18 protein-coding genes are annotated in these 20,177 nt (G+C 60.9%); 10 read left to right on the forward strand and 8 right to left on the reverse strand.

Going from position 1 to position 20,177, the window contains the following annotated elements; translation table 11 throughout:
* Positions 1–82 precede the first annotated feature (82 nt).
* On the reverse strand, positions 83–1,369 hold the full coding sequence (locus FPT15_RS12485) for a serine/threonine transporter (RefSeq protein WP_145161340.1): 1,287 nt from the start codon (positions 1,367–1,369) through the stop codon (positions 83–85).
* A 62-nt stretch (positions 1,370–1,431) separates the two neighbouring features.
* Positions 1,432–2,808 carry an L-serine ammonia-lyase gene (locus FPT15_RS12490; protein WP_145161343.1) on the reverse strand — a complete coding sequence of 459 codons (1,377 nt, stop codon included), beginning with the start codon at positions 2,806–2,808 and terminating at the stop codon, positions 1,432–1,434.
* Positions 2,809–2,945: 137 nt separating this feature from the next.
* Here FPT15_RS12490 and FPT15_RS12495 point away from each other — a divergent pair, with 137 nt between their 5' ends.
* Together FPT15_RS12495 and FPT15_RS12500 are read left to right on the forward strand one after the other, a co-directional pair.
* A complete protein-coding gene (locus tag FPT15_RS12495; protein ID WP_145161345.1) occupies positions 2,946–3,893 on the forward strand; it encodes a LysR substrate-binding domain-containing protein in 948 nt (315 codons plus the stop codon).
* A 213-nt stretch (positions 3,894–4,106) separates the two neighbouring features.
* Positions 4,107–4,517, forward strand: a complete 411-nt coding sequence (locus FPT15_RS12500) for an HPF/RaiA family ribosome-associated protein (protein WP_106579487.1) — start codon at positions 4,107–4,109, stop codon at positions 4,515–4,517.
* Positions 4,518–4,575: 58 nt separating this feature from the next.
* Here the strand turns inward: FPT15_RS12500 and FPT15_RS12505 are convergent, their stop codons facing one another.
* Positions 4,576–6,087 (reverse strand): MFS transporter, encoded by a 1,512-nt coding sequence (locus tag FPT15_RS12505; RefSeq protein WP_145161347.1) that lies wholly within the window; start codon positions 6,085–6,087, stop codon positions 4,576–4,578.
* A 106-nt stretch (positions 6,088–6,193) separates the two neighbouring features.
* On the opposite strand from FPT15_RS12505, the gene FPT15_RS12510 reads away from it, so the two are divergent.
* A complete protein-coding gene (locus FPT15_RS12510; protein ID WP_145161349.1) occupies positions 6,194–7,066 on the forward strand; it encodes a LysR family transcriptional regulator in 873 nt (290 codons plus the stop codon).
* Positions 7,067–7,648: 582 nt separating this feature from the next.
* Here the strand turns inward: FPT15_RS12510 and fecA are convergent.
* The 3 genes from fecA to FPT15_RS12525 form a co-directional block, all read right to left on the reverse strand.
* Entirely contained in the window at positions 7,649–9,985 is a 2,337-nt protein-coding gene (gene fecA / locus FPT15_RS12515) for a TonB-dependent Fe(3+) dicitrate receptor FecA (RefSeq protein WP_145161351.1), read from the reverse strand.
* 90 nt (positions 9,986–10,075) lie between these two features.
* Positions 10,076–11,017 (reverse strand): FecR domain-containing protein, encoded by a 942-nt coding sequence (locus tag FPT15_RS12520; RefSeq protein ID WP_145161353.1) that lies wholly within the window; start codon positions 11,015–11,017, stop codon positions 10,076–10,078.
* A complete protein-coding gene (locus FPT15_RS12525) occupies positions 11,014–11,502 on the reverse strand; it encodes a sigma-70 family RNA polymerase sigma factor (RefSeq protein WP_145161355.1) in 489 nt (162 codons plus the stop codon). Before FPT15_RS12525 ends, FPT15_RS12520 begins: the two co-directional genes overlap by 4 nt.
* 170 nt (positions 11,503–11,672) lie before the next feature.
* Here FPT15_RS12525 and FPT15_RS12530 point away from each other — a divergent pair, with 170 nt between their 5' ends.
* The 6 genes from FPT15_RS12530 (at position 11,673) to FPT15_RS12555 (ending at position 17,959) form a co-directional block, all read left to right on the forward strand.
* Complete coding sequence (locus FPT15_RS12530; RefSeq protein ID WP_145161357.1) at positions 11,673–11,975, forward strand: DUF3649 domain-containing protein; 303 nt, start codon at positions 11,673–11,675, stop codon at positions 11,973–11,975.
* Positions 11,972–13,546 carry a PepSY domain-containing protein gene (locus FPT15_RS12535; protein WP_145161359.1) on the forward strand — a complete coding sequence of 525 codons (1,575 nt, stop codon included), beginning with the start codon at positions 11,972–11,974 and terminating at the stop codon, positions 13,544–13,546. The genes FPT15_RS12530 and FPT15_RS12535 overlap by 4 nt, the downstream gene beginning before the upstream one ends.
* Entirely contained in the window at positions 13,547–13,873 is a 327-nt protein-coding gene (locus FPT15_RS12540) for a DUF3325 domain-containing protein (RefSeq protein WP_145161361.1), read from the forward strand.
* Positions 13,874–13,880: 7 nt separating this feature from the next.
* Entirely contained in the window at positions 13,881–14,459 is a 579-nt protein-coding gene (locus FPT15_RS12545) for an RNA polymerase sigma factor (protein ID WP_145161363.1), read from the forward strand.
* Entirely contained in the window at positions 14,456–15,433 is a 978-nt protein-coding gene (locus FPT15_RS12550; RefSeq protein WP_145161365.1) for a FecR family protein, read from the forward strand. The genes FPT15_RS12545 and FPT15_RS12550 overlap by 4 nt, the downstream gene beginning before the upstream one ends.
* A gap of 285 nt (positions 15,434–15,718) precedes the next feature.
* A complete protein-coding gene (locus FPT15_RS12555; protein WP_145161367.1) occupies positions 15,719–17,959 on the forward strand; it encodes a TonB-dependent receptor in 2,241 nt (746 codons plus the stop codon).
* Positions 17,960–18,098: 139 nt separating this feature from the next.
* On the opposite strand, the gene FPT15_RS12565 is transcribed toward FPT15_RS12555, so the two are convergent.
* Together FPT15_RS12565 and yejK are read right to left on the reverse strand one after the other, a co-directional pair.
* Positions 18,099–18,449 (reverse strand): glutaredoxin family protein, encoded by a 351-nt coding sequence (locus FPT15_RS12565; protein ID WP_145161369.1) that lies wholly within the window; start codon positions 18,447–18,449, stop codon positions 18,099–18,101.
* Positions 18,449–19,453 carry a nucleoid-associated protein YejK gene (gene yejK / locus FPT15_RS12570; RefSeq protein WP_106579474.1) on the reverse strand — a complete coding sequence of 335 codons (1,005 nt, stop codon included), beginning with the start codon at positions 19,451–19,453 and terminating at the stop codon, positions 18,449–18,451. The genes FPT15_RS12565 and yejK overlap by 1 nt, the downstream gene beginning before the upstream one ends.
* A gap of 394 nt (positions 19,454–19,847) precedes the next feature.
* Here yejK and FPT15_RS12575 point away from each other — a divergent pair, with 394 nt between their 5' ends.
* On the forward strand, positions 19,848–20,129 hold the full coding sequence (locus FPT15_RS12575) for an HU family DNA-binding protein (RefSeq protein ID WP_003188840.1): 282 nt from the start codon (positions 19,848–19,850) through the stop codon (positions 20,127–20,129).
* Positions 20,130–20,177 lie beyond the last annotated feature (48 nt).

Consider the following 20,177-nt stretch of genomic DNA (forward strand, 5'->3'; position numbering starts at 1 on the left):
GATACTCGGCTGAAAGACTGCATTCGCGGGCAAGCCCGCTCCCACATTTGTTTTGTGCTGTGCTTGAGGTCAGTGGGCTATTTCAGGGCAATACCGAGAAAACGATCGCAGACAGCGCAATCAGACCGATCACCGCCACAAACACATTCGACAGCTGGCCCGAATACTGACGCAGAGACGGCACGCGTCGGATCGCGTACATCGGCATCAGGAACAGCAGGCACGCGATGATTGGCCCGCCCAGGGTTTCGATCATGCCCAAAATGCTTGGGTTGAACGTGGCCACGGCCCAGCAGGTGAGCACCATGAACAGCGCGGTGCAGCGTTCCAGCCCTTTGGACGACATCGCGCGGTTACGCCCACGCAGGGATTTGACGATCAAGCCCTGGAAACCTTCGCTGGCACCGATGTAATGGCCCAGGAAAGATTTGGTAATAGCCACCAACGCGATCAACGGCGCGGCGTAGGCGATTACCGGGGTCTGGAAGTGGTTGGCCAGGTACGACAGGATCGAAATGTTCTGCGCCTTGGCAGCCGCCAAGTCAGCCGGCGACAGGGCCAGCACGCAGCTGAAGCAGAAGAACATTACGGTCAGCACCATCATGCCGTGCGCAGTGGCGAGGATGCCGCTGCTCTTGCGCTCGGCCTGGGCGCCGTACACGCGCTTTTGGTCGACGGCGAACGCGGAGATGATCGGCGAGTGGTTGAAGGAAAACACCATCACCGGGATTGCCAGCCACAGCGTTTTGAAGAAAACCGGCAGCGGCATGCCTTCGCTGGCGGAGGCGAAAAACGCGTCGTTCCAGTTGGGGATCAGGCTCACGGCCAGCAACAGCAGGGCAGCGACGAAGGGGTACACCAGCACGCTCATGGCCTTGACGATCACGCCTTGGCCGCAGCGCACAATGGCCATCAGGCCGAGGATCAGCACCAGCGAGAGGATCGCCCGAGGCGGCGGGGCCATGTGCAGTTGGTGTTCCATGAAGCTGCTCAGCGTGTTGGTCAGCGCCACGCTGTACACCAGCAAAATCGGGAAGATGGCGAAGAAGTACAGCAAGGTGATCAGCTTGCCGGCACCGACGCCGAAGTGTTCTTCGACTACGTCAGTGATGTCGCCGGATTTGCCTGACAGCACAAAGCGCGTCAGCCCACGGTGAGCGAAGAAGGTCATCGGAAAAGCCAGCAGCGCCAGCACGATCAGCGGCCAGAAGCCGCCGACGCCTGCATTGATCGGCAGAAACAAGGTGCCCGCGCCGATGGCCGTGCCGTAGAGGCCGAGCATCCAGGTGGTGTCGTGTTTGGTCCAGCCGGTGGTCACGGTTTTTTCTGAAACAGGGTTTTCAGCAGCAGGTGTACGTACATCGGTCATCGATATTGCCTCGTTATTATTTTTGCGCGGGCTCACGTTCAGGACGGGTTGCAGTGCTCCGGTCAGCACTCCACCCAGCTGACCGCCAGGCCGCCCCGTGAAGTTTCTTTGTATTTGTCATGCATGTCGGCGCCGGTGTCGCGCATGGTGCGGATCACCCGGTCGAGGGAAATGAAGTGTTTGCCGTCACCGCGCAGGGCCATTTGCGTGGCGTTGATCGCCTTGACCGCGGCGATGGCATTGCGCTCGATGCACGGCACTTGCACCAGGCCGCCGACCGGGTCGCAGGTCAGGCCGAGATTGTGTTCCAGGCCGATTTCGGCGGCGTTTTCCAACTGCTCCGGGGTGGCACCGAGGATATCGGCCAGGCCTGCAGCGGCCATTGCGCAGGCGGAACCCACTTCACCCTGGCAGCCGACTTCGGCGCCGGAGATCGAGGCGTTTTTCTTGCAGAGGATGCCGACGGCGGCGGCAGCCAGGAAGAAATTGACTACATCGTCATCAGAAGCGTCAGCGTTGAACTTCATGTAGTAATGCAGCACCGCCGGGATGATCCCCGCCGCGCCATTGGTTGGCGCAGTGACCATGCGCCCGCCGGCAGCGTTTTCTTCGTTGACGGCGAGGGCAAACAGGTTGACCCATTCCATCGCCGACAATGTTGAGGTGATGACATTCGGCTTGCCGATTTCCAGCAGGCTGCGGTGCAATTTCGCCGCGCGGCGTGGCACGTCCAGGCCACCTGGCAAGATGCCTTCATCGCGCAGGCCTTGCTCCACGCATTCGCGCATGACCGACCAGATGTGCAGCAGGCCGCTGCGGATGTCTTCATCGCTGCGCCACGCGCGTTCGTTGGCCATCATCAGCTCGGAAACCCGCAGACCGTGCTTGTTGCACAAGGCCAGCAGTTCAACGGCGCTGGAAAAGTCGTAGGGCAGTTCAACATTGCTGGTCGGCGCAATGCCGGAAGCGGCTTCGGCCGCTTCGATGATGAAACCACCGCCGACCGAGTAATAGGTCTGTTCGCTCAGTAGGCCGTTGTCGCCATAGGCGTGCAGGGACATGGCATTGGGGTGGTAGGGCAGGCTTTCGTCCAGCAGCAGGAGGTCGGTGTGCCAGTTGAAGGCAATTTCCTGCGTGCCTGCGAGCAGCAGTTGGCCGCTTTCGCGCAACTGTTGGATACGCGCGTTGATCGACGTCGGGTCGACCTTGTCCGGCCATTCGCCCATCAGGCCCATTACGCAGGCGCGGTCCGTGGCGTGGCCGACGCCGGTGGCGGACAGCGAACCATACAGGCGCACCTCGACACGGCGCGTTTCGCTCAGCAATTGTTGGTCGGTGAGGGTCTGGGCAAAGGTCGCCGCCGCCCGCATCGGGCCCACCGTATGGGAGCTGGAAGGGCCGATGCCCACCTTGAATAGATCGAAAACGCTGATAGCCATGCTAAAGCCTTACAAGTAATGGAGTAGGAATCGCTGCCATGTTTTGTAGGACGAGCGGAATTGGCGCGATACTGAGCCCCTGGAACGGCACTGACCAACGAATTATCCTAAGACACCCTTTAGCAGGACTAAACCCTATGACCCGGCCCCTTCATGGCCAGACTTACGTCTGGCTGCACGTTTTTTCCTGTGCCGCGCGGCATTTGTCGTTCACCCGCTGCGCCGAAGAACTGCACATCACGCCGGGGGCGGTGAGTCAGCAAATCCGCCAGCTGGAGGAGCGTTTGGGTTTTCGCCTGTTTCATCGACGCGCGCGCGGCGTAGAACTGAGCGCCGAGGGGCAGCGGCTGGCGGCGACGGTGGGCGAGGCCTACGGCAGCATCGATGCCGAGTTGCAGCGGCTGGACGCGGGAATGATCAGCGGCACCTTGCGCTTGCGCTCCATTCCGTCGTTTCTCGGTAAGTGGCTGACCCCGCGTTTGCCGCGTCTGCAGCAACGGTTTCCGGATATTCAGCTGCGCTTGGTCGCGGAAGACAGCAGCGTCGCCCTGCATGAGGGCGATTTCGACTTGGCCATCGACTTGAACGACGGCAGCTATCCCGGGCTGTTATCCACAGCCTTGCTCGATGAGCAGATTTTTCCGGTGTGCGCACCCAGCTTGTTGCGCGGGCGTCCGCCGTTGCATGGCCCGGCCGACCTGGTGCATTTTCCGCTGTTGCACGACATCACCGCCTGGCGTGGGAGTTATGAATACGCTGAGTGGGAGTTTTACCTGAATGCCATCGGCTACCACCACGCCGACGTACGGCGCGGGCACACCTTCAACCGCAATCACTTGACCATCGAGGCCGCCATTGCCGGCATGGGCGTGGCGATTGCGCGGCGCACCTTGCTCAACGACGAGCTGGAACGTGGCACCTTGATCGTGCCGTTCGGCCTCGCGGTGCCGAACCACAAACGCTACGTGCTGCTGTATGCGCCGGGCGCGCTGAGCCATCCGGGCGTACGCGCGGTGCATGACTGGCTGGTGGAGGAAGCGGGGATTTTTCGCGGATTGCACCCGTTGGGAGAGGGGCAATTGTAGGGTTGGCTAAGCGTAAGAAGATGTAACTAACTCCCCACCCTAACAGCGTTTTTGCTTGTCGTCAGGCTTAATTTGTAATGTGGAATTTATCTTTGCAAAGGGGTTGAATTGTTCTTCTGAGTGCTCAATTGTGTAAACAAGAGGTCATGGTTTCACCACCCCGGCGTTGCAGTTTGTGACCTCCTGCGAGCTAGCTGAAATAAGGGAAGAACTATGCAAATCCAAGTCAATAGCGATAACCATATTGAAAGCAGCATCCGACTGGAGGAGTGGGTACGTACTACCATTGAGAGCACGCTCGAACGTTACGAAGAAGACCTGACCCGCGTCGAGGTCTACCTCAAAGACGAAAATGGCGACAAGCCCGGTCCCCACGATTTGAGTTGCCGCCTGGAAGCACGGCCAAAGGGCCATCAACCACTGTCGGTATTGCACAAGGCCGACACCCTGGAACAGGCAATCGATGGCGCAGCCACCAAGCTTGAGCACGCGCTGGAGCATCTGTACGGAAAACTACGCGGCAAACCACGCGCCGCCGGGCAAGCTCTGCCTGATACCAAGGCCGATGAGGCCGAACTCGAAGAGGAATTTCTGGAAAACGAACAGGCTGCGCTTAACGGCTGATAGCTGAGTGTTTTTTCAATCCAATCAAACGGGCCTGCATCTGCAGGCCCGTTTTCGTTTAGCTGCCGCGTCGAAAGAAATACCTGCTCAACAGCGCCAACCCACAAGCACCAAAGCCGGCAAAAAGCATCGCCCAACCGGCGCCATGGCGCAGGGCCGCCTGGGCATCTGCGGGTGCGAGCATCGGCGTGTCCAACTTGCCTGCGGCGATGTTCTGGCTGATCGCGGGCCAATCCAGGACGGTGGTATCGGGCAACAGGCCAGAGAGGTGATGACCGATGCCGAGCAACAGCACCAGGCCCATCAGTGCGATGTTGAGTGCCAGCGTGATCAGCCGCGCACTCAGGTCAATGCCCGAGGCCATGCCCGCGCGGTCGGCCGAGACGGAGCCGGTGGTGGTGTTGGTGGTTGGTGAGTTGGTCAGTGCCAGCCCCACGCCAGCCGTCACGCAGCTGAAAAGCACGAGTACGACGCTCGGATGTTCGGCTCCATTGGCCGCCGCCATACCCATAAAGCCTGCACCCATCAGGCCCAGGCCCAACGGAATGATGCGGTCGGCGCCATAGCGCAGGGCCAGGCGTTCAGCCAGCGGCGGCACCAGCAAGGTGGGCAAGGTGTAGGCGAGCAGGGCGCCGCCGGTGGTCATGGTGTCGTAGCCCAGCCCCGCCTGGAAGTAGAGCGGCAGGTAGATCATGAACGGCCAGAAGCTGAAGTTCATGCCAATCGAACCCATCAAGGCGCCGTTGAAGCGCTGAATATGAAACACCGAGAAATCGAACATCGGGTGAGCGCTGCGGCGCTCGACAGCGATGAACAGCAGCAGCGCCATCAGCGACAAGCCCGCCCAGCCCAGCATGGCCGCTGAGCCGAAGCCGTGCTCGCTGCCCTGAGTGATGAAGTAGACCAGGGCGAACACCGACAGGGTCAGGGTCAGCATGCCCGCGATATCCAGACGATGGCCGGCCGGGTCGCGCGACTCCTGCACGCTGATGCGCAGCAGTACCAAGGTCAACAAGGTCAGCGGCGCATGGACCAGGAACACCCAGCGCCAGTCCGCGACTGCCAGAATCAACGCCCCCACCATCGGCCCGAAGCCAAGGCCCACGCCCGCGATCACGCCCCAAATCGCGAAGGCACGCGCCCGCGTCGTTGGTTCACGGAACTGGTGCGAAAGAATCGCGAACTGGCAGATCATCATCGCGCCCGCGCCCACGCCCTGAACAAAACGCGCTGCGATCAGCGTTGGCGCATCGTTCGCCAGGCCACATGCCAGCGAGGCCAAGCCAAACAGCCACAAGCACAGCACCAGCATGCGCCGCCGGCCAAAGCGATCAGCCAGTGTGCCGGCTGCCATCAACACGCTGGTACAGGCCAGGGTGTAAGCATTCATGATCCATTGGGCATCCTGAAAACCTGCGCCCAGTTGCTGTTCCAGGGTCGGGAGGATCACCGGCACGCTGGAGATTTCCAGGCCGAACATCAGGGCGACGAGGCAGACGGCGGTGAGGGCAAGGCTATCTCTGGCGGTGCGCGGAGCGCTGACGGCCGATACAGCGGCGGCGGGCGGCATGAGGTGTTCCTTACGGTTGAGTGGAAACGCTATTCTCGCGGGAACAGATTTCCTTATTCGTGATAAGTTTTCCTCTGATAAGGGAATCAAGAGCGACAATAGAATCATGCCCACTCCGCGTTTTGATGGCGTTGAACTCTTTTTGCAGATCGTTGAAAGCGGCAACCTGACCGAGGCCGCCGAGCGGCTCAACCTCACGCGCTCTGCGGTGGGTAAAGGTTTGGCGCGACTGGAAGCTCGCCTGGGCACCTGCCTGTTGCAGCGTTCCACCCGCCGCCAGCGTCTGACCGAGGACGGGCAGGCGTACTACGAGCATTGCTTGCGCGCACTGGCCGAATTGGAGGCCGCCGAGTCGGTGTTGGAGAGTGGCCGGCAGCAGCCGCGCGGGCGGTTAAGGGCGAGCCTGCCACTGGCGTTCGGTCACCACTACGCGGCGCCTGCTTTGTGGGGTTTGATGGACCGTTATCCGCAATTGAAGATCGAGATCTCCTTCTCTGACCGGCTGATAGACCTGGCACAGGAAGGCTTCGACGTGGCCGTGCGCATTGGCCCGCTGCCGGACACCGACCGCCTGAGCGCACGCCGTTTGGGCGAGCAGTCCGTGGGGTTGGCCGCGTCACCTGCGTACGTGCAACGTGTCGGGCCAATTGAGTGTATTGATGACCTCGCCAGCCACCGAGGCATTGCCTACCGTTGCAACAATTCGTATCACTCGGGGATGACCTCGCCTTTGGTACTGGACGACCTCCAGGCCGTGGCCGATGCCGCCATTGCGGGCGTGGGCCTGGCGTGGTTGCCGAGCTGGTTGATTGCGCACTATGTGCTGCGCGGCCAACTGGAAGCAGTACTGCCGAGCTACCGCGACCAGCCTGCGCCGATCCATGTGATTTGGCCCACGGCCGCACACATGCCGGCCAAGACACGCTGCGCAATCGATGCCTTGGTCGCCGGCACCCCAAGTTGCCTGGCGGGTAGCTGACCCTGACCAACAAAGCCGATCCCCTGTGGGAGCTGTCGAGCTTCAGCGAGGCTGCGAAAGCGGCAGGTCAGGCACCTTGGATAGCGCCTGTGCCGCCGCCTTCGCAGCCTCGCTAAAGCTCGACAGCTCCCACAGTTGATCTCTATTGCGGGCGAGATTTGTGCATCGTCGCGATGCTTTTGCGAGCCACGATCTGACCGAAAAAAGTCGATCCCCTGTGGGAGCTGTCGAGCTTTAGCGAGGCTGCGAAAGCGGTGGGTCAGGCACCTTGGATAGCGCCTGTGTCGCCGCCTTCGCAGCCTCGCCGGGGCTCGACAGCTCCCACAGTTGATCTTCATAGCGGGTGAGATTTGTGCTCGTCGCGATGCTTTTGTGAACCGAGGTTTGACCGACAAAGCCGATCCCCCTGTGGGAGCTGTCGAGCTTTAGCGAGGCTGCGAAAGCGGTGGGCCAGGCAACTTGGACAGCGCCTGTGCCGCCGCCTCCGCCTTCGCAGCCTCGCCGGGGCTCGACAGCTCCCACAGGGTTTTGCATCGTTTGTAAGACCCCAGTTCTTGGCTGGAGCTTTTATGACTCAGGCAATCAGAACGCGATGGACGTCTGCACATACACCGTGCGTGGCTCACCGACGTATTTGCCTTTGTTGTTATCGTCGAACGAGCGGGTGTAGTACTGCTTGTTGAGGATATTTTTCACACCGACTGCCACGTTCAAATCCGACAGTTGTGGGCCGAAGTCATACGCCGCGCGGCTGCTGAACAGCATGTAGCCTGGGATGCGTCCGGTACTGCCGTCGGCACTTTCCGCCTGGGTGTTGGCGTTGTCGGCGAACTGGCTGCTCTGGTAGCTGCTGTCCAGGTTAAGTTTCCAGCGACCTTCGGTGTAACCGACGCCCACGGTGCCTTTGTGCTTGGAGGAGAAGGGCACGCGATTACCCTTGTTCGGGCCGTCTTCGCGGATGGTCGCGTCGACGTAGGCGTAGGTGGCGTACACATCAAAACCGGCCAGCGCCGGGCTCAGCCCGTCAAGGGCGTAGTTGAGGCTCGACTCGATGCCTTGATGGCGCGTTTCGCCGCGGGCGATCACCGAGTCGTTGGTCTGGTTGCTGTCGTACTGGTTGTCGAAATTGATCAGGAACGCGCCGATTTCCGCACGCAAGGTGCCGTTGTCATACCGCGTGCCGAGTTCCCAGGTGCGGGCTTTTTCCGGCTTCACTTCGCCGCTGGTCACGCGGTTGGGCATCTGGCTGTACTGCACGCTGCCGAACGAGCCTTCGGTGTTGGCGTAAAGATTCCAGTCTTCGGTCAGGTGGTAAAGCACGTTCAACGCCGGCAGCGCGGTGTTGTAGTCGCCCTTGTATTTGACGTTGGTCAGGTTGTTGGTCTGCTGGGACTCGATCATCTCGTAGCGGATGCCTGGGGTGATGGTCCACTTGCCGATATCGATGCGGTCATCGACAAAAAACGCGTTGGCCTCGGTGGCGCCACGCGTGTCGCGGTCGTTGCGGCTGTTGGTGTCGGGCAGTTGCTGGTTGGCGCTGATCGGCGTGCGGTAGCGCAACTCGTGCCCGGCTTCGTTGATGTAGCGGTAGCCGACGCCCACTTCGTGGCTGGTGGGGCCAAGGTCGAAGCCCTGGGCGAAGCGGGTTTCGAGGCCGCGTACCCAATACTCGCGCGGCGACAGCGAAAGGAAGTTGCCCTGATCCAGGTAGCCATTACGCAACGTGGTGGTGAAGAAGGTGTTGGCGGTGAATTCGCGGCGGTCTTCCTGGTAGCGGTAACCGGCGTTGAACATCGTACGGCGACCCCAGAATTTGTCGTAGGGGCGGGTGGACTGATACGGATCAGCCTTGTAGTCCTTGACGTTCAAGCCACCGGGCATATCGGCCCGGCCTTCGTAGTACTGCGCCATGGCGTTGAAGCTGTTGGCGTCGTCCAACTGGTATTTGCCTTTGAGGATCAAGTCGTCAATGCGCGTGTTGCTGTTTTCGCGCCAGTCGCCGCCACGGGTGCCGGAATACAAAATGGCGCCGCCCAGGCCGTTATCGGCCGTGCCGCCAGCCAGCAGGTTGCCGGTGGTCTTGAAGCCATCATGGCTGGAGGACGGGCTGGTCTCGGTCTGCAAGCCGCCTTTGACGGTGGGGGCGTCCGGGATTGCGCGGGTCACGAAGTTGACGATGCCACCGACGTTTTGCGGCCCGTAACGCACCGCGCCGCCGCCGCGTACCACGTCCACGGCGTCCATGTTGCCCATGCTGATCGGGGCGAAGGACAGCTGCGGTTGGCCATACGGCGCGAAGGGCACCGGGATGCCATCCATCAAGACGGTGGAGCGCGAGGCGAGGCGGGGGTTGAGCCCACGGATGCCGAAGTTCAGCGCCATGTCGTGGCTGCCGGTGCCGTTGTTTTCCGGGGCGTTGACGCCGGGAATGCGGTTGAGCACGTCACGCGCCTGTGTCGCGCCCTGGCGCTCGAACTCTTCGCGGCGGATCACATCACGCGCGCCGGGGTGTTCGAACACGTTGGTTTGCGCCGCATCGCCGAGCCAGTCGCCCACCACGTTGGAGGTTTGTAATTCAAGGGTGGCAGGGGCGCTGGCCGGTTGCAGGCTGTAGGCGTTTTCGCCCTCGGCGCGGGCTTGCAGGCCAGTGCCTTCCAGGAGTTTTTGCAAGCCTTCGTCGGCGCTGTAGTTGCCCGACAAACCCCGACTCTGCATACCCGCTGTGACCTCGGAGCCGAACGAAATCAGCACGCCGGCCTCGCGACCAAATTGGTTCAGCGCGGCTTCCAAGGTGGCCGGGGCGATGTGATAGGGCTTGGCGTCTGCCGCCAACACATGCGGGAGCACGGTAAGACTCAGGCTCGCGCCGAGTAGGAATTGGCGCAAGGTGCGGACAAGAAGCGTCGGTTGCTGGGGCATGAAGGGCGGTCCTGAGAAGGTAGGATCAAGGTGGCTTTCCTTCTCTGTCACGCGAGGTGTGGAAAACGGCTCATGTTTTTTAAAAATAATTTACGCGCGTGCCTGGACGGTCACCCAGTAGCGGGTAAAACGCCGTACTTTCACCGGCAGGCTGACTTCCAACAGGTCGAGAATGCGTTCGCTGTCGTCCAGCGGATAACTGCCGGACAGCAGCAGGTTGGCCACTTGCGGGTCGCAATTGACCTGGCCTCGGCGATAGCGACCCAGCTCGGCGAGGAAATCGCCCAGGCGCATGTGCGCGGCCACCAGCATGCCGTCGGCCCAGGCACCGCTGTTGGCGTCGGTCGGGCGCGGGGTGTCCCAGCCTTTGCGGGTGAAATTGACTTGGCGCGAGGCCTCGACGGTCAGCGGCAGGCCGCTGTAGTGGTTGGGCATTACCTCAACATGGCCATCGAAAACTGCCAGTTGCGTGTGGTCGTTGAACTGACGCACGTTCAGCCGCGCCGCCTGGCTGCTGAGCAGGCCTTGGCCGGTCAGCACGTGCAGCGGCGTATCGCCGGGGCGGGCGGTCAGCAAGATCTCGCCTTCGAGCAAGCGGACCAAGCGTTGGCTGCCGTCAAAATGCACATCCACTGCGCTGCCGGTGTTGAGCTGCAACTGGCTGCCATCGGCCAGCTGCACCTTGCGTCGTTGGCCGACGGGGCTGCGGTAGTCGGCGCTCAGCGGCGGCAGAATATGTTGCTGGCGCAGGCTCCAGGCCGCGGCCGAACCGGCGCCGAGAATCAGCAGCAGCTTGAGGGCCTGGCGCCGGCTGCTGGATTTGGGCGCGTTCAAGGCGGCGTGCGCCAAGGGCGAGGGCATGCCGCGCAGGCGTTGGTTGACGCGCTGGATATGGTCCCACGCGCGCTGATGTTCGCTGTGGGCGTCCAGCCATTGCTGCCAGGCCGCTTGCTGGCGCGGGTTGAGTGCGCCTTGCTGCATTTCCATCAACCAGTGCACGGCTTGTTCGGCGACTTGCGTGGAAAAGTTCATAGGGCGAAGTAGCAGCGCATGGCGGCTTTATTCAAGTGGCGTTTGACGGTGGCGATGGAGATACCCAGCTCGGCGCCGATTTGCGCGTAGGTCAGGCCGTCGAGCTGGGCCAGCAGGAAGGCGCGTTTGACCTGAACGGGCAGGCCGTCGAGCAGTTGGTCGAGCTCCAGCAAGGTCTGCAGGATGATTGCGCGTTCTTCTTCCGACGGCGCCACGTGTTCGGGCATTTGCGCCAGTGCGTCGAGGTAGGCGCGTTCCAGGTCCTGACGACGGTAGAAGTTGAACAGCACGCGCTTGGCCACGGTGGTGAGGAACGCGCGGGGTTCGATCAGCGTTGGGGCTTCCCGCGCGGTGAGCACACGGATGAAGGTGTCCTGGGCCAGGTCGGCCGCGCTTTCCGGGCAGCCGAGCTTGCGTCGCAACCAGCCGGTGAGCCAGTGGTGATGGTCGTTGTACAGAACTTCAACGGGGGTGGACGGCTGCAACGCAATCACTCCATAAGCATCGGCATGCTTTAGAGAACAAGAATTGTTCGCATTGTAGGGCGCGTGACGGGGTTCGGCAATCCGCCAGGACCGGTGATTCATCCGTTCTCTTTTGCTTATGAGAATATTTATCATTAATATTGCGCGCTGATGACCCTGGCGCCTCCCGTATGAAAAGCAAACCCTCACTTCCCGTTGCCTATCGCCTCGCCGTAACCTCGCGCGTGCTGGCTGCCGTGGTCGGCGGATACCTGATGGCGTCCCTGGCGGCCGTCTGCCTGGCGTTGTGGATGCCCGTCTCCCGGGCCGACGCGGTGATCACCGGGATGATGAGTTCGTTTGTGTTCTACCTGTTGGCGGTAATCTGGTGTTTTGCCTGCCGCACGGCAGGGCGAGCCTGGTTTGGCGTGATGCTGCCGAGTGCGATGTTTGCCACGCTGGCGGGCATCGGTTTGTGGATGACGCGCACATGAAAGAGGGCTTTCGCCAGGCGATGGCCTGGTTGCACACCTGGGCTGGACTGATCTTTGGCTGGCTGCTGTTTGCGATTTTCCTGACAGGGACCTTGTCCTATTTCAAGGACGAAATTACCCACTGGATGCAGCCCGAAGTGCAGGCTTATCCGTTGGATGACGCGCGTAGCCTCGCCGCCGCCCAAACCTATCTGCAGCAACAGGCGCCCAACGCCGCGCGCTGGTTTATCACCCTGCCGGACAGCCGCGATCCCGGCCTGTCGGTGATGTGGCAAGACAAAGTCGACCCCGGCAAACGCGGCAACTTCATCCAGAAAGTCCTCGATCCCGTCACCCGCCAGCCCGTGCAGGCGCGTGAAAGCATGGGCGGCGAGTTCTTCTATCGCTTCCACTTTCAGCTGCAGATGCCTTACCCGTGGGGGCGCTGGCTGTCGACCATCGCCGCGATGGTGATGTTTGTGGCACTGATCACCGGCATCATCACCCACAAGAAAATCTTCAAGGACTTCTTCACCTTCCGCCCACGCAAAGGCCAGCGCTCCTGGCTCGACGGGCATAACGCGGTGGGCGTGCTGGTGTTGCCGTTTCACTTGATGATCACCTACAGCAGTCTGGTGATCTTCATGAGCATGGTGATGCCAGCGCCGATCGTGGCTTCCTACGGCGACGACAGCCGTGCGTTTTTCAATGACGTGTTCCCCAATACCAATAACGCGCCGGCGCTCGGACAGCCGGGTGTATTGCTGCCGTTAGGGCCGATGTATGAGCAAGCGCGCCAGCAATGGGCGGGTGGGCATGTTGGTCGTTTGGTGGTCAACAACCCTGGCGATGTGAACGCCTCGGTCAATGTGGTTCGCGCAGGTGCCGACCGCGTGGTGCACGATTTCGGCAGCAGTGTGTCGTTCAACGGCACCACCGGCGAGTTGTTGCGGGTCAGCGGTGAACAGTCGTTGCCAGCGGCGATTGGCGGCAGTTTCTACGGCTTGCACATGGGCCATTTCGCCGGCCCGGTGCTGCGGTGGTTGTACTTTATCTGCGGCCTGGCGGGCACGGCGATGATCGGCACGGGCCTTGTGATTTGGCTCGGCAAGCGCCAGCTCAAGCACGCCAAAACCGCTGTGATGCCGTTTGAATTGCGGCTGGTTGAAGTGCTGAACATGGCCAGTATGGCCGGGCTGATGATCGCCATCGCGGCGTTTTTCTGGGCCAACCGGTTGTTGCCGGTGAGCTTCGCCGAGCGGTCCGACTGGGAAGTGCAGGCCTTCTTCATTGCCTGGGGCCTGAGCCTGTTGCATGCCGTGCTGCGTCGAGGCCGCCAGGGCTGGGTTGAGCAACTGAGCCTCGGCGCCTTGCTGTTTGTGGCCATTCCACTGCTCAACGCATTGACCACCTCGCAGCACTTGGGCGTGTCACTGGCCAGCGGTGATTGGGCCATGGCCGGTTTTGACCTGACGTGCCTGGCCAGCGGCCTGTTCCTGACCTGGGCGGCCTGGAAGATGCAGCGCCGCGCGGCGCCGCAGCCCAAGGCCGAACGCGCACGTGGACTGACGCTCAAGCAGGAGGCGAACTGAATGCTGCTCGCCCTGTTGATGTGCTACGCCGGGTTTACCGCGCTGTGCCTGTCCACCGACCGCCATCACGGTGAACTGCTGCACAGCAAACCCTCACCACCGCGACGCCTCACATTGCGTGTGGTCGGTTGGCTGCTGCTGGTGCTGTCGATATGGCCGGCCGTGGCGGCCTCGAATTGGGCGCAGGGGTTGGTGGAGTGGTGCGCCGTATTGATGCTCAGCGCACTGCTGCTGGTGTTGCTGTTGCCGTATCGGCCAAGGCTGGCCTTGATTCTGGCGGGCGTCGGCCTGCTGGCCAGCCCTGTTGCGGCGTTCGCCTTACTCTGAGCTTCCCATGATGATCAGCACCCCACCCGAATCCCAGGACAGCCAGCACACCGATGCGGCCGGTGGGCGTGCGCATTTCCTGCAGGTGTTTTTGTCGCAGCGCTCGCAGATGGAAGCGCTGGTCAGCCGGCGCGTAGGCTGCCGGGCGACGGCGGCCGACCTGGTGCAGGACCTGTTCCTGCGCTTCTGGCGCCGGCCGCTGGTGCAGGTCGAAGAACTCAGCACCTACTTGTTGCGCTGCGCCGGCAACATCGCCATTGATCACTTGCGCAGCGAAGGCGCCCGGGTGCGCAGCAGTGAGGGCTGGTTGCCGGAGCAGCAAGACAACCAGGGTTCCGAGCCCCAGGCGGCGTTTGAAGCAGGCAATGACCTGCGCCATGTCGAAGCCGCCCTGCGCAGCCTGCCGGAGCGCACTCGGCAGATTTTCCTGCTCAACCGCATCCACGGCCGCAAATATGCGCAAATTGCCCAGGCCATGGGGCTGTCCCAAAGTGCCGTGGAAAAACATATGATGCGTGCCCTCGAAGCCTGCAAAGCCAGCCTTCGCGAACCCTCGTCCCCACGCACGCCAGGGAAAGCACCGTGAACGTCACCCCCACGCCCGCCCAGGAGCAGGCCGCACTCGAATGGTTGAGCTTGTTGCATGACCAGCCCAGCAGCGGTGACCAGGCCACGTTCAGCCGTTGGTTGCGTGCCGACCCCGCGCACGTCGAGGCCTATGCTCAGGCCCAGGTGTTGTGGGAATTGAGCGAGGTACCGGCACGCAAACTGGCGGACGAAGACGCCTTGGCCTTGCAGGGCTACCTCAACGCGATGAACACCTCGAAGCGCTCGCGTGCGGTGCGTTGGTCCGGCGCCCTGGCCGTGGCCGCGTGCCTGCTGGTGATGGTGTCGATGGGCGCCGGCTGGCAGCCGTCGCGCTGGGTCGATGACTTCGGTGCTGATTACGTGACGGCGCCGGGGCAGGTGCAGACCGTGACCCTGGCCGATCAATCCCAAGTCACGCTGGATGCCGACAGCGCCATTGCCGTGGACTTCAGCCACGGCGAGCGCCACATTCAGTTGCGCCGCGGGGCGGGTTTTTTCAGCGTGACCCACACCGGCCAGCCCTTTGTGGTGGCGGCTGGCAGTGGCGAAGCGCGAGTGCTCGGTACGCAGTTTGAAGTGCGCCTGCAACCGGCCGGCGCTCAGGTGACGGTGCTGTCCGGCCGCGTGGGTGTCACGCCGTCAGGCCAGGGCCAACAGCAAATTCTTACGGCAGGCCAGCAAGCGGCCTACGCCGACGGTGTGGCCGATACTCTGCACGCGGTCGACAGCGAATCACGTCTGGCATGGCGCGATGGCTGGCTCAACTACTACAAGGTGCCGTTGGCGGATGTAGTCAGGGACCTTGGCCGTTACTACCCGGGCCGGATCCTGCTGATCAACGACGAGATGGGCGCCAAGCGCGTCAGTGGCAGTTTTCCAAGCAAGGATCCCTTGGCAGTTTTGAGTGCCTTGCAGGCCGTTCTGGGTTTTGAACAACACGCTGTGCTGGGTCGCATGATTGTATTGCGCTAGACACGAATGCTTCGATCGTCACTTTCAGCGTGGCGATTCTTTCAAAAATTTCCCCTTGCCGGTTTTTTACATGGCGCTGTAGGCCAGGTATCCCGGTGCCTGTAGAGCGTTCATTTAACCTTCATCCCAATTGCCAAAACCTGTCACCAAACCGTTACACGGGCCAAGGATGATCCCCGGATTCCTGAGCAGGTGGTCAGGAAGATTGGCGTCGCCGTTCACCCGGTTTTGACAGCCAGTACCTCCCTCCATAACAACAGATAGATGCACGTAAGGGATCTACTCGTGAAGATCAACACACTCTCTGCCCTGCTTTTAGCATCGGGCCTAGGTAGCTTTGCGCCGCTGGTTTTGGCAGACACCACTCAGGATGTCGGTTCGGTGAATGTTGCCGGCAAACAAACCCTGGGCAATGGGCACATGATTCGCGAAGAAAGTGCCAAGGCGCGGTCGACGGTAACCAAGGAAGCCATGGACGAAATGTCCGCGACCGCCAACGCCATCGACAAGCTTAAATACACGCCGGGTATCAACGTATCCAGCGACGACGCCAGCGGCACCAGCGGCACCAACTTCACCATGCGGGGCATGAGTTCGGATCAGGTCGGGGTGTCTGTCGACGGCGTGCCGATCAACGACTCGGGCAACTACAGCGTGTATTCAAACCAACTCGGCGACCCGGAAAACCTCGCCGAAGTGTTTGCCACCCAGGGCTCCTCCGAGGCGGACGGCCCGCACATCGGCTCCAGTGGCGGCAACATCGGCATGATCACGATTCGCCCGACCAAAGAGTCCGGGCTGTTCGCCAAACAGATCGTCGGTGCCAATGACCTGCGCAAGACGTTCGTGCGGGTGAACACGGGCGATTTTGGTGGCCTCAAGAGCTGGGTGTCGGCCTCTCACCTTGAGGGTGACAAGTGGCGCGGCAAAGGCACGCTGCGCAGTGACAAAGTCGAGTGGAGCAGCCTGTTTGAAGACGGCAACGGCAACTCCACCCTGGCCACGGTGAAATACAACAACCAGGAAAATTACAACTACAACACCCTGAGCAAGTCGCAGTTCGAGACCGATGGGCGCCGCAAGGACTACTCGGAAACGCCGGTGTACAAGTCGGGTTTGCTGTCGTCGTCCTACAAGCTCAATCGCAATCCGTTCGAAAGCGTCAACGCCACGCTCACCCAGCGCTGGCAGTTGCAGGACAACCTGGCGCTGACGGTCACGCCCTATTACTACTGGGCCAACGGTGGCAGCTTCAGCGGCCAGACCGCATCCAACCTGGGGCCGAAGTCTGATAAAGCCGGCAACTACAACCTGAGCAACCTGCAATCGGCCAACTATTACCGGCCATCATGGACCGAGACCTGGCGCCCTGGCGTCACCGCGAAAATGAAATGGGACATCAACGAAGAACACAGCCTGGACTATGGCTACTGGTATGAGCGCGCACGCCAGCGCCAGACCCAGCCGTTTATCGGCATCAACGGCGAAGGCGCGCCCGATGATGTGTGGGGCGATTACAACAGCGGCGGGCAGGTCGTCGACAAGAACGGCGCGACTGTCCAGGGCCGCCACTACTACACCGTTACCCCGTCGCAGAAACTCTGGGTGCAGGACAGCTGGCAGGCCACACCGGACGTGAGTTTTGTCGGCGGCGTGGCGTACCAATACGTAGAGCGTGACGGCAACAACCTGGGCAGCCTGTACGACAAACCAGAAAAACGTAACACCCGTTATCACCAGTTCCTGCCGAGTTTCAGCGCCAAGTACCAGGTCGACGAAAGCAACCAGACCTTCTACAACGTCACCCGCAACATGCGCACGCCGCCCAACTATGTGCTGTACAACAAGGGCGACTCGGTCAGCCTGAAGTCTGAGTTGAGCTGGAACCAGGAGCTGGGCTGGCGCTACACCGAAGACGACATGGCGTTGAGCGCGACCCTGTTCTACATCAGCTTCAAGGATCGCCAGGTGTCGACCACCGATGCTGCCGGCGACTACATGGTGCTCAACGTCGGCAGCGTGGATAACAAGGGCCTGGAACTGGAGTGGAGCGGTTTGTTGCCGCATCACTTCAACTACTACGCCTCGTACACCTACACAAAGTCCGAGCAGCAAGACGATTTGCTCAGCAAGAATGTGCTGTTGCCGACGGCGGGCAAGCAACTGGCCAACGTGCCGGAAAACATGTTCAACCTGGTGTTCGGGTATGACGACGCGCGCTTCTACGGCAACATCGCGGGCAAGTACGTCGGCAGCTTCTATGGCGATTTGACCAACAAGGAAAAAATCGAAGGCCGCACGGTGTTCGACCTGAACGCTGGTATTTACTTGCCGGTGGACAAGAAAGTCATCAAGTCGGCAGCGTTGCGCTTCTCGATGCTTAACGTGTTCGACAAGCAATACCTGAGCTCGACCCGCACCGTGGCGTTCAACTCGGTACCGGTGAATGGCCTGGCGCCGAGTACGGCGTATTACAACGTGGGGGAAGAGCGCACGGCGATGGTGTCGCTGGAAGCCAACTTCTAACTAAGGCTGGCGCAGAGCAAAATGTGGGAGCGGGCTTGCTCGCGAAGGCGGTGGATCAGTCAATGCCTGTAGCAACTGACACTGCGCTTTCGCGAGCAAGCCCGCTCCCACATTAGTTCTGCAGTGTTTTGCAGATTAGCTATTTCAACGCGGCCATGATCGCTTCAGGGTTGTAATCGCGAATCAGCGTGCCGTTCACGTCCACAAACGGAATCCCGCCGCCGCCCAATGCCTCATAGGCTTTGCGCGCCTGGGCATCCTTCTCAATGTCCAGCGCCTGGTACGGAATGCCCTTCTGGTCCAGAAAACGTCGGATCTGCTTGCAGTAGCCACACCACTCGGTGGCATAGAGCACCACACGCGCCGATGTGCGTACTTGCTCCGAAACCACCTGCGAGGGGTTGAACAGCCGCTCGATCTTGCCCCAGTTCTGGATCACCACCACGACCAGCAACACCAACAGGACTTTCTTGAAAACCCCGCCGAGCATCAGTTACGGCGCTTGAGCTGGTCAGTCAGTTGGGTCGGCAGGCCTTTGATGATCAAAGTGCCGGCGGCTTCGTCGTATTCGATCTTGTCGCCCAACAGGTGCGCTTCAAAACTGATGGACAAGCCTTCGGCGCGACCCGTGAAGCGGCGGAACTGGTTGAGGGTGCGTTTGTCGGCCGGGATTTCCGGCGACAGGCCGTAATCCTTGTTGCGGATATGGTCGTAGAACGCTTTTGGCCGGTCTTCATCGATCAACCCCGACAACTCTTCCAGGCCCATGGGTTCGCCGAGTTTGGCCTGGCTGCTGGCGTAGTCCACCAGGGTTTTGGTTTTTTCGCGGGCAGATTCGTCGGGCAGGTCTTCGCTCTCGACAAAATCGCTGAACGCCTTGAGCAGGGTACGGGTTTCGCCCGGGCCGTCGACGCCTTCCTGGCAGCCGATAAAGTCGCGGAAGTATTCCGAGACCTTCTTGCCGTTCTTGCCTTTGATAAACGAGATGTACTGCTTGGATTGCTTGTTGTTCTGCCACTCGGACACGTTGATCCGCGCCGCCAGGTGCAGTTGGCCCAGGTCCAAGTGACGCGAGGGGGTCACGTCCAGCTCATCGGTCACTGCCACGCCTTCGCTGTGGTGCAGCAGGGCGATCGCCAGGTAGTCGGTCATGCCTTGCTGGTAGTGGGCAAACAACACGTGGCCGCCGGTGGACAGGTTGGACTCCTCCATCAGCTTTTGCAGGTGCTCGACCGCCGTGCGGCTGAAGCGGGTGAAATCCTGACTGCCGTCGAAATATTCCTTCAACCAGCCGCTGAACGGGTGCGCGCCGGACTCGGCGTGGAAGAAACCCCAGGCCTTGCCTTGTTTGGCGTTGTAGCTCTCGTTGAGGTCGGCAAGCATGTTCTCGATGGCGGCCGACTCGGCAAGCTCCGAATCGCGGGCATGTAGAACTGCGGGTGTGCCGTCGGGTTTTTTGTCGATCAGGTGGACGATGCAGTGACGGATCGGCATAGGCTTCTCGGCTGGTTGAAGGGGAGTGGTAAGCCTCCCCAAAAAGTCGCCAGTGTACCGCACCCATTGGCCATGACGCGCTTGGAAGGCTGTTTTGGGCGACCTCCCACGGGCTATATGCCTTTTTTTCACGGTTTAGAGCGATAAAGCTGACCAAATGGGTATGTTGAGGCGGATATTTCCCCGTCTCTGTGCTAGTTTTGCCCCGTCTTACGCCAAGACTCGGCGTTAAGCGTGCATTCAGCATCTGTCAGGTCGAACCAATCCCCGTTTCAAGCATCTATAACCCCGATCCCGTGGTTATGGCCGGGGGTGCCAGGCCTTGACGGTCAGGCTCGACGGCTGACACTGCACTCTGCAATCCATATGAATTTGATAGGGAAGGAACACCACAATGGCTATTACTAAAGACCAACTGATCGCTGACCTGGCTGAAGCAGTAGACGCACCGAAAACTACCGTGCGCGCTCTGCTGGACCAACTGAGCCAAGTTGTTGCTGATCAGCTGGAAAACGGCGGCGAAATCACTCTGCCAGGCGTTGGCAAACTGAAAGTGACTGAGCGTCCAGCCCGTACTGGCCGTAACCCTTCGACTGGCGCTGCCATCGAAATCGCTGCCAAGAAAGTTATCAAGCTGGTTGTGGCCAAAGGCCTGACCGACGCTGTTAACAAGTAAGACGCAGCAAAAAAAACCGTGCTCCGGAGCAATCCGGGCACGGTTTTT

Origin of the sequence: Pseudomonas sp. RGB (assembly GCF_007713445.1) — a bacterium.
Taxonomy (GTDB): domain Bacteria; phylum Pseudomonadota; class Gammaproteobacteria; order Pseudomonadales; family Pseudomonadaceae; genus Aquipseudomonas.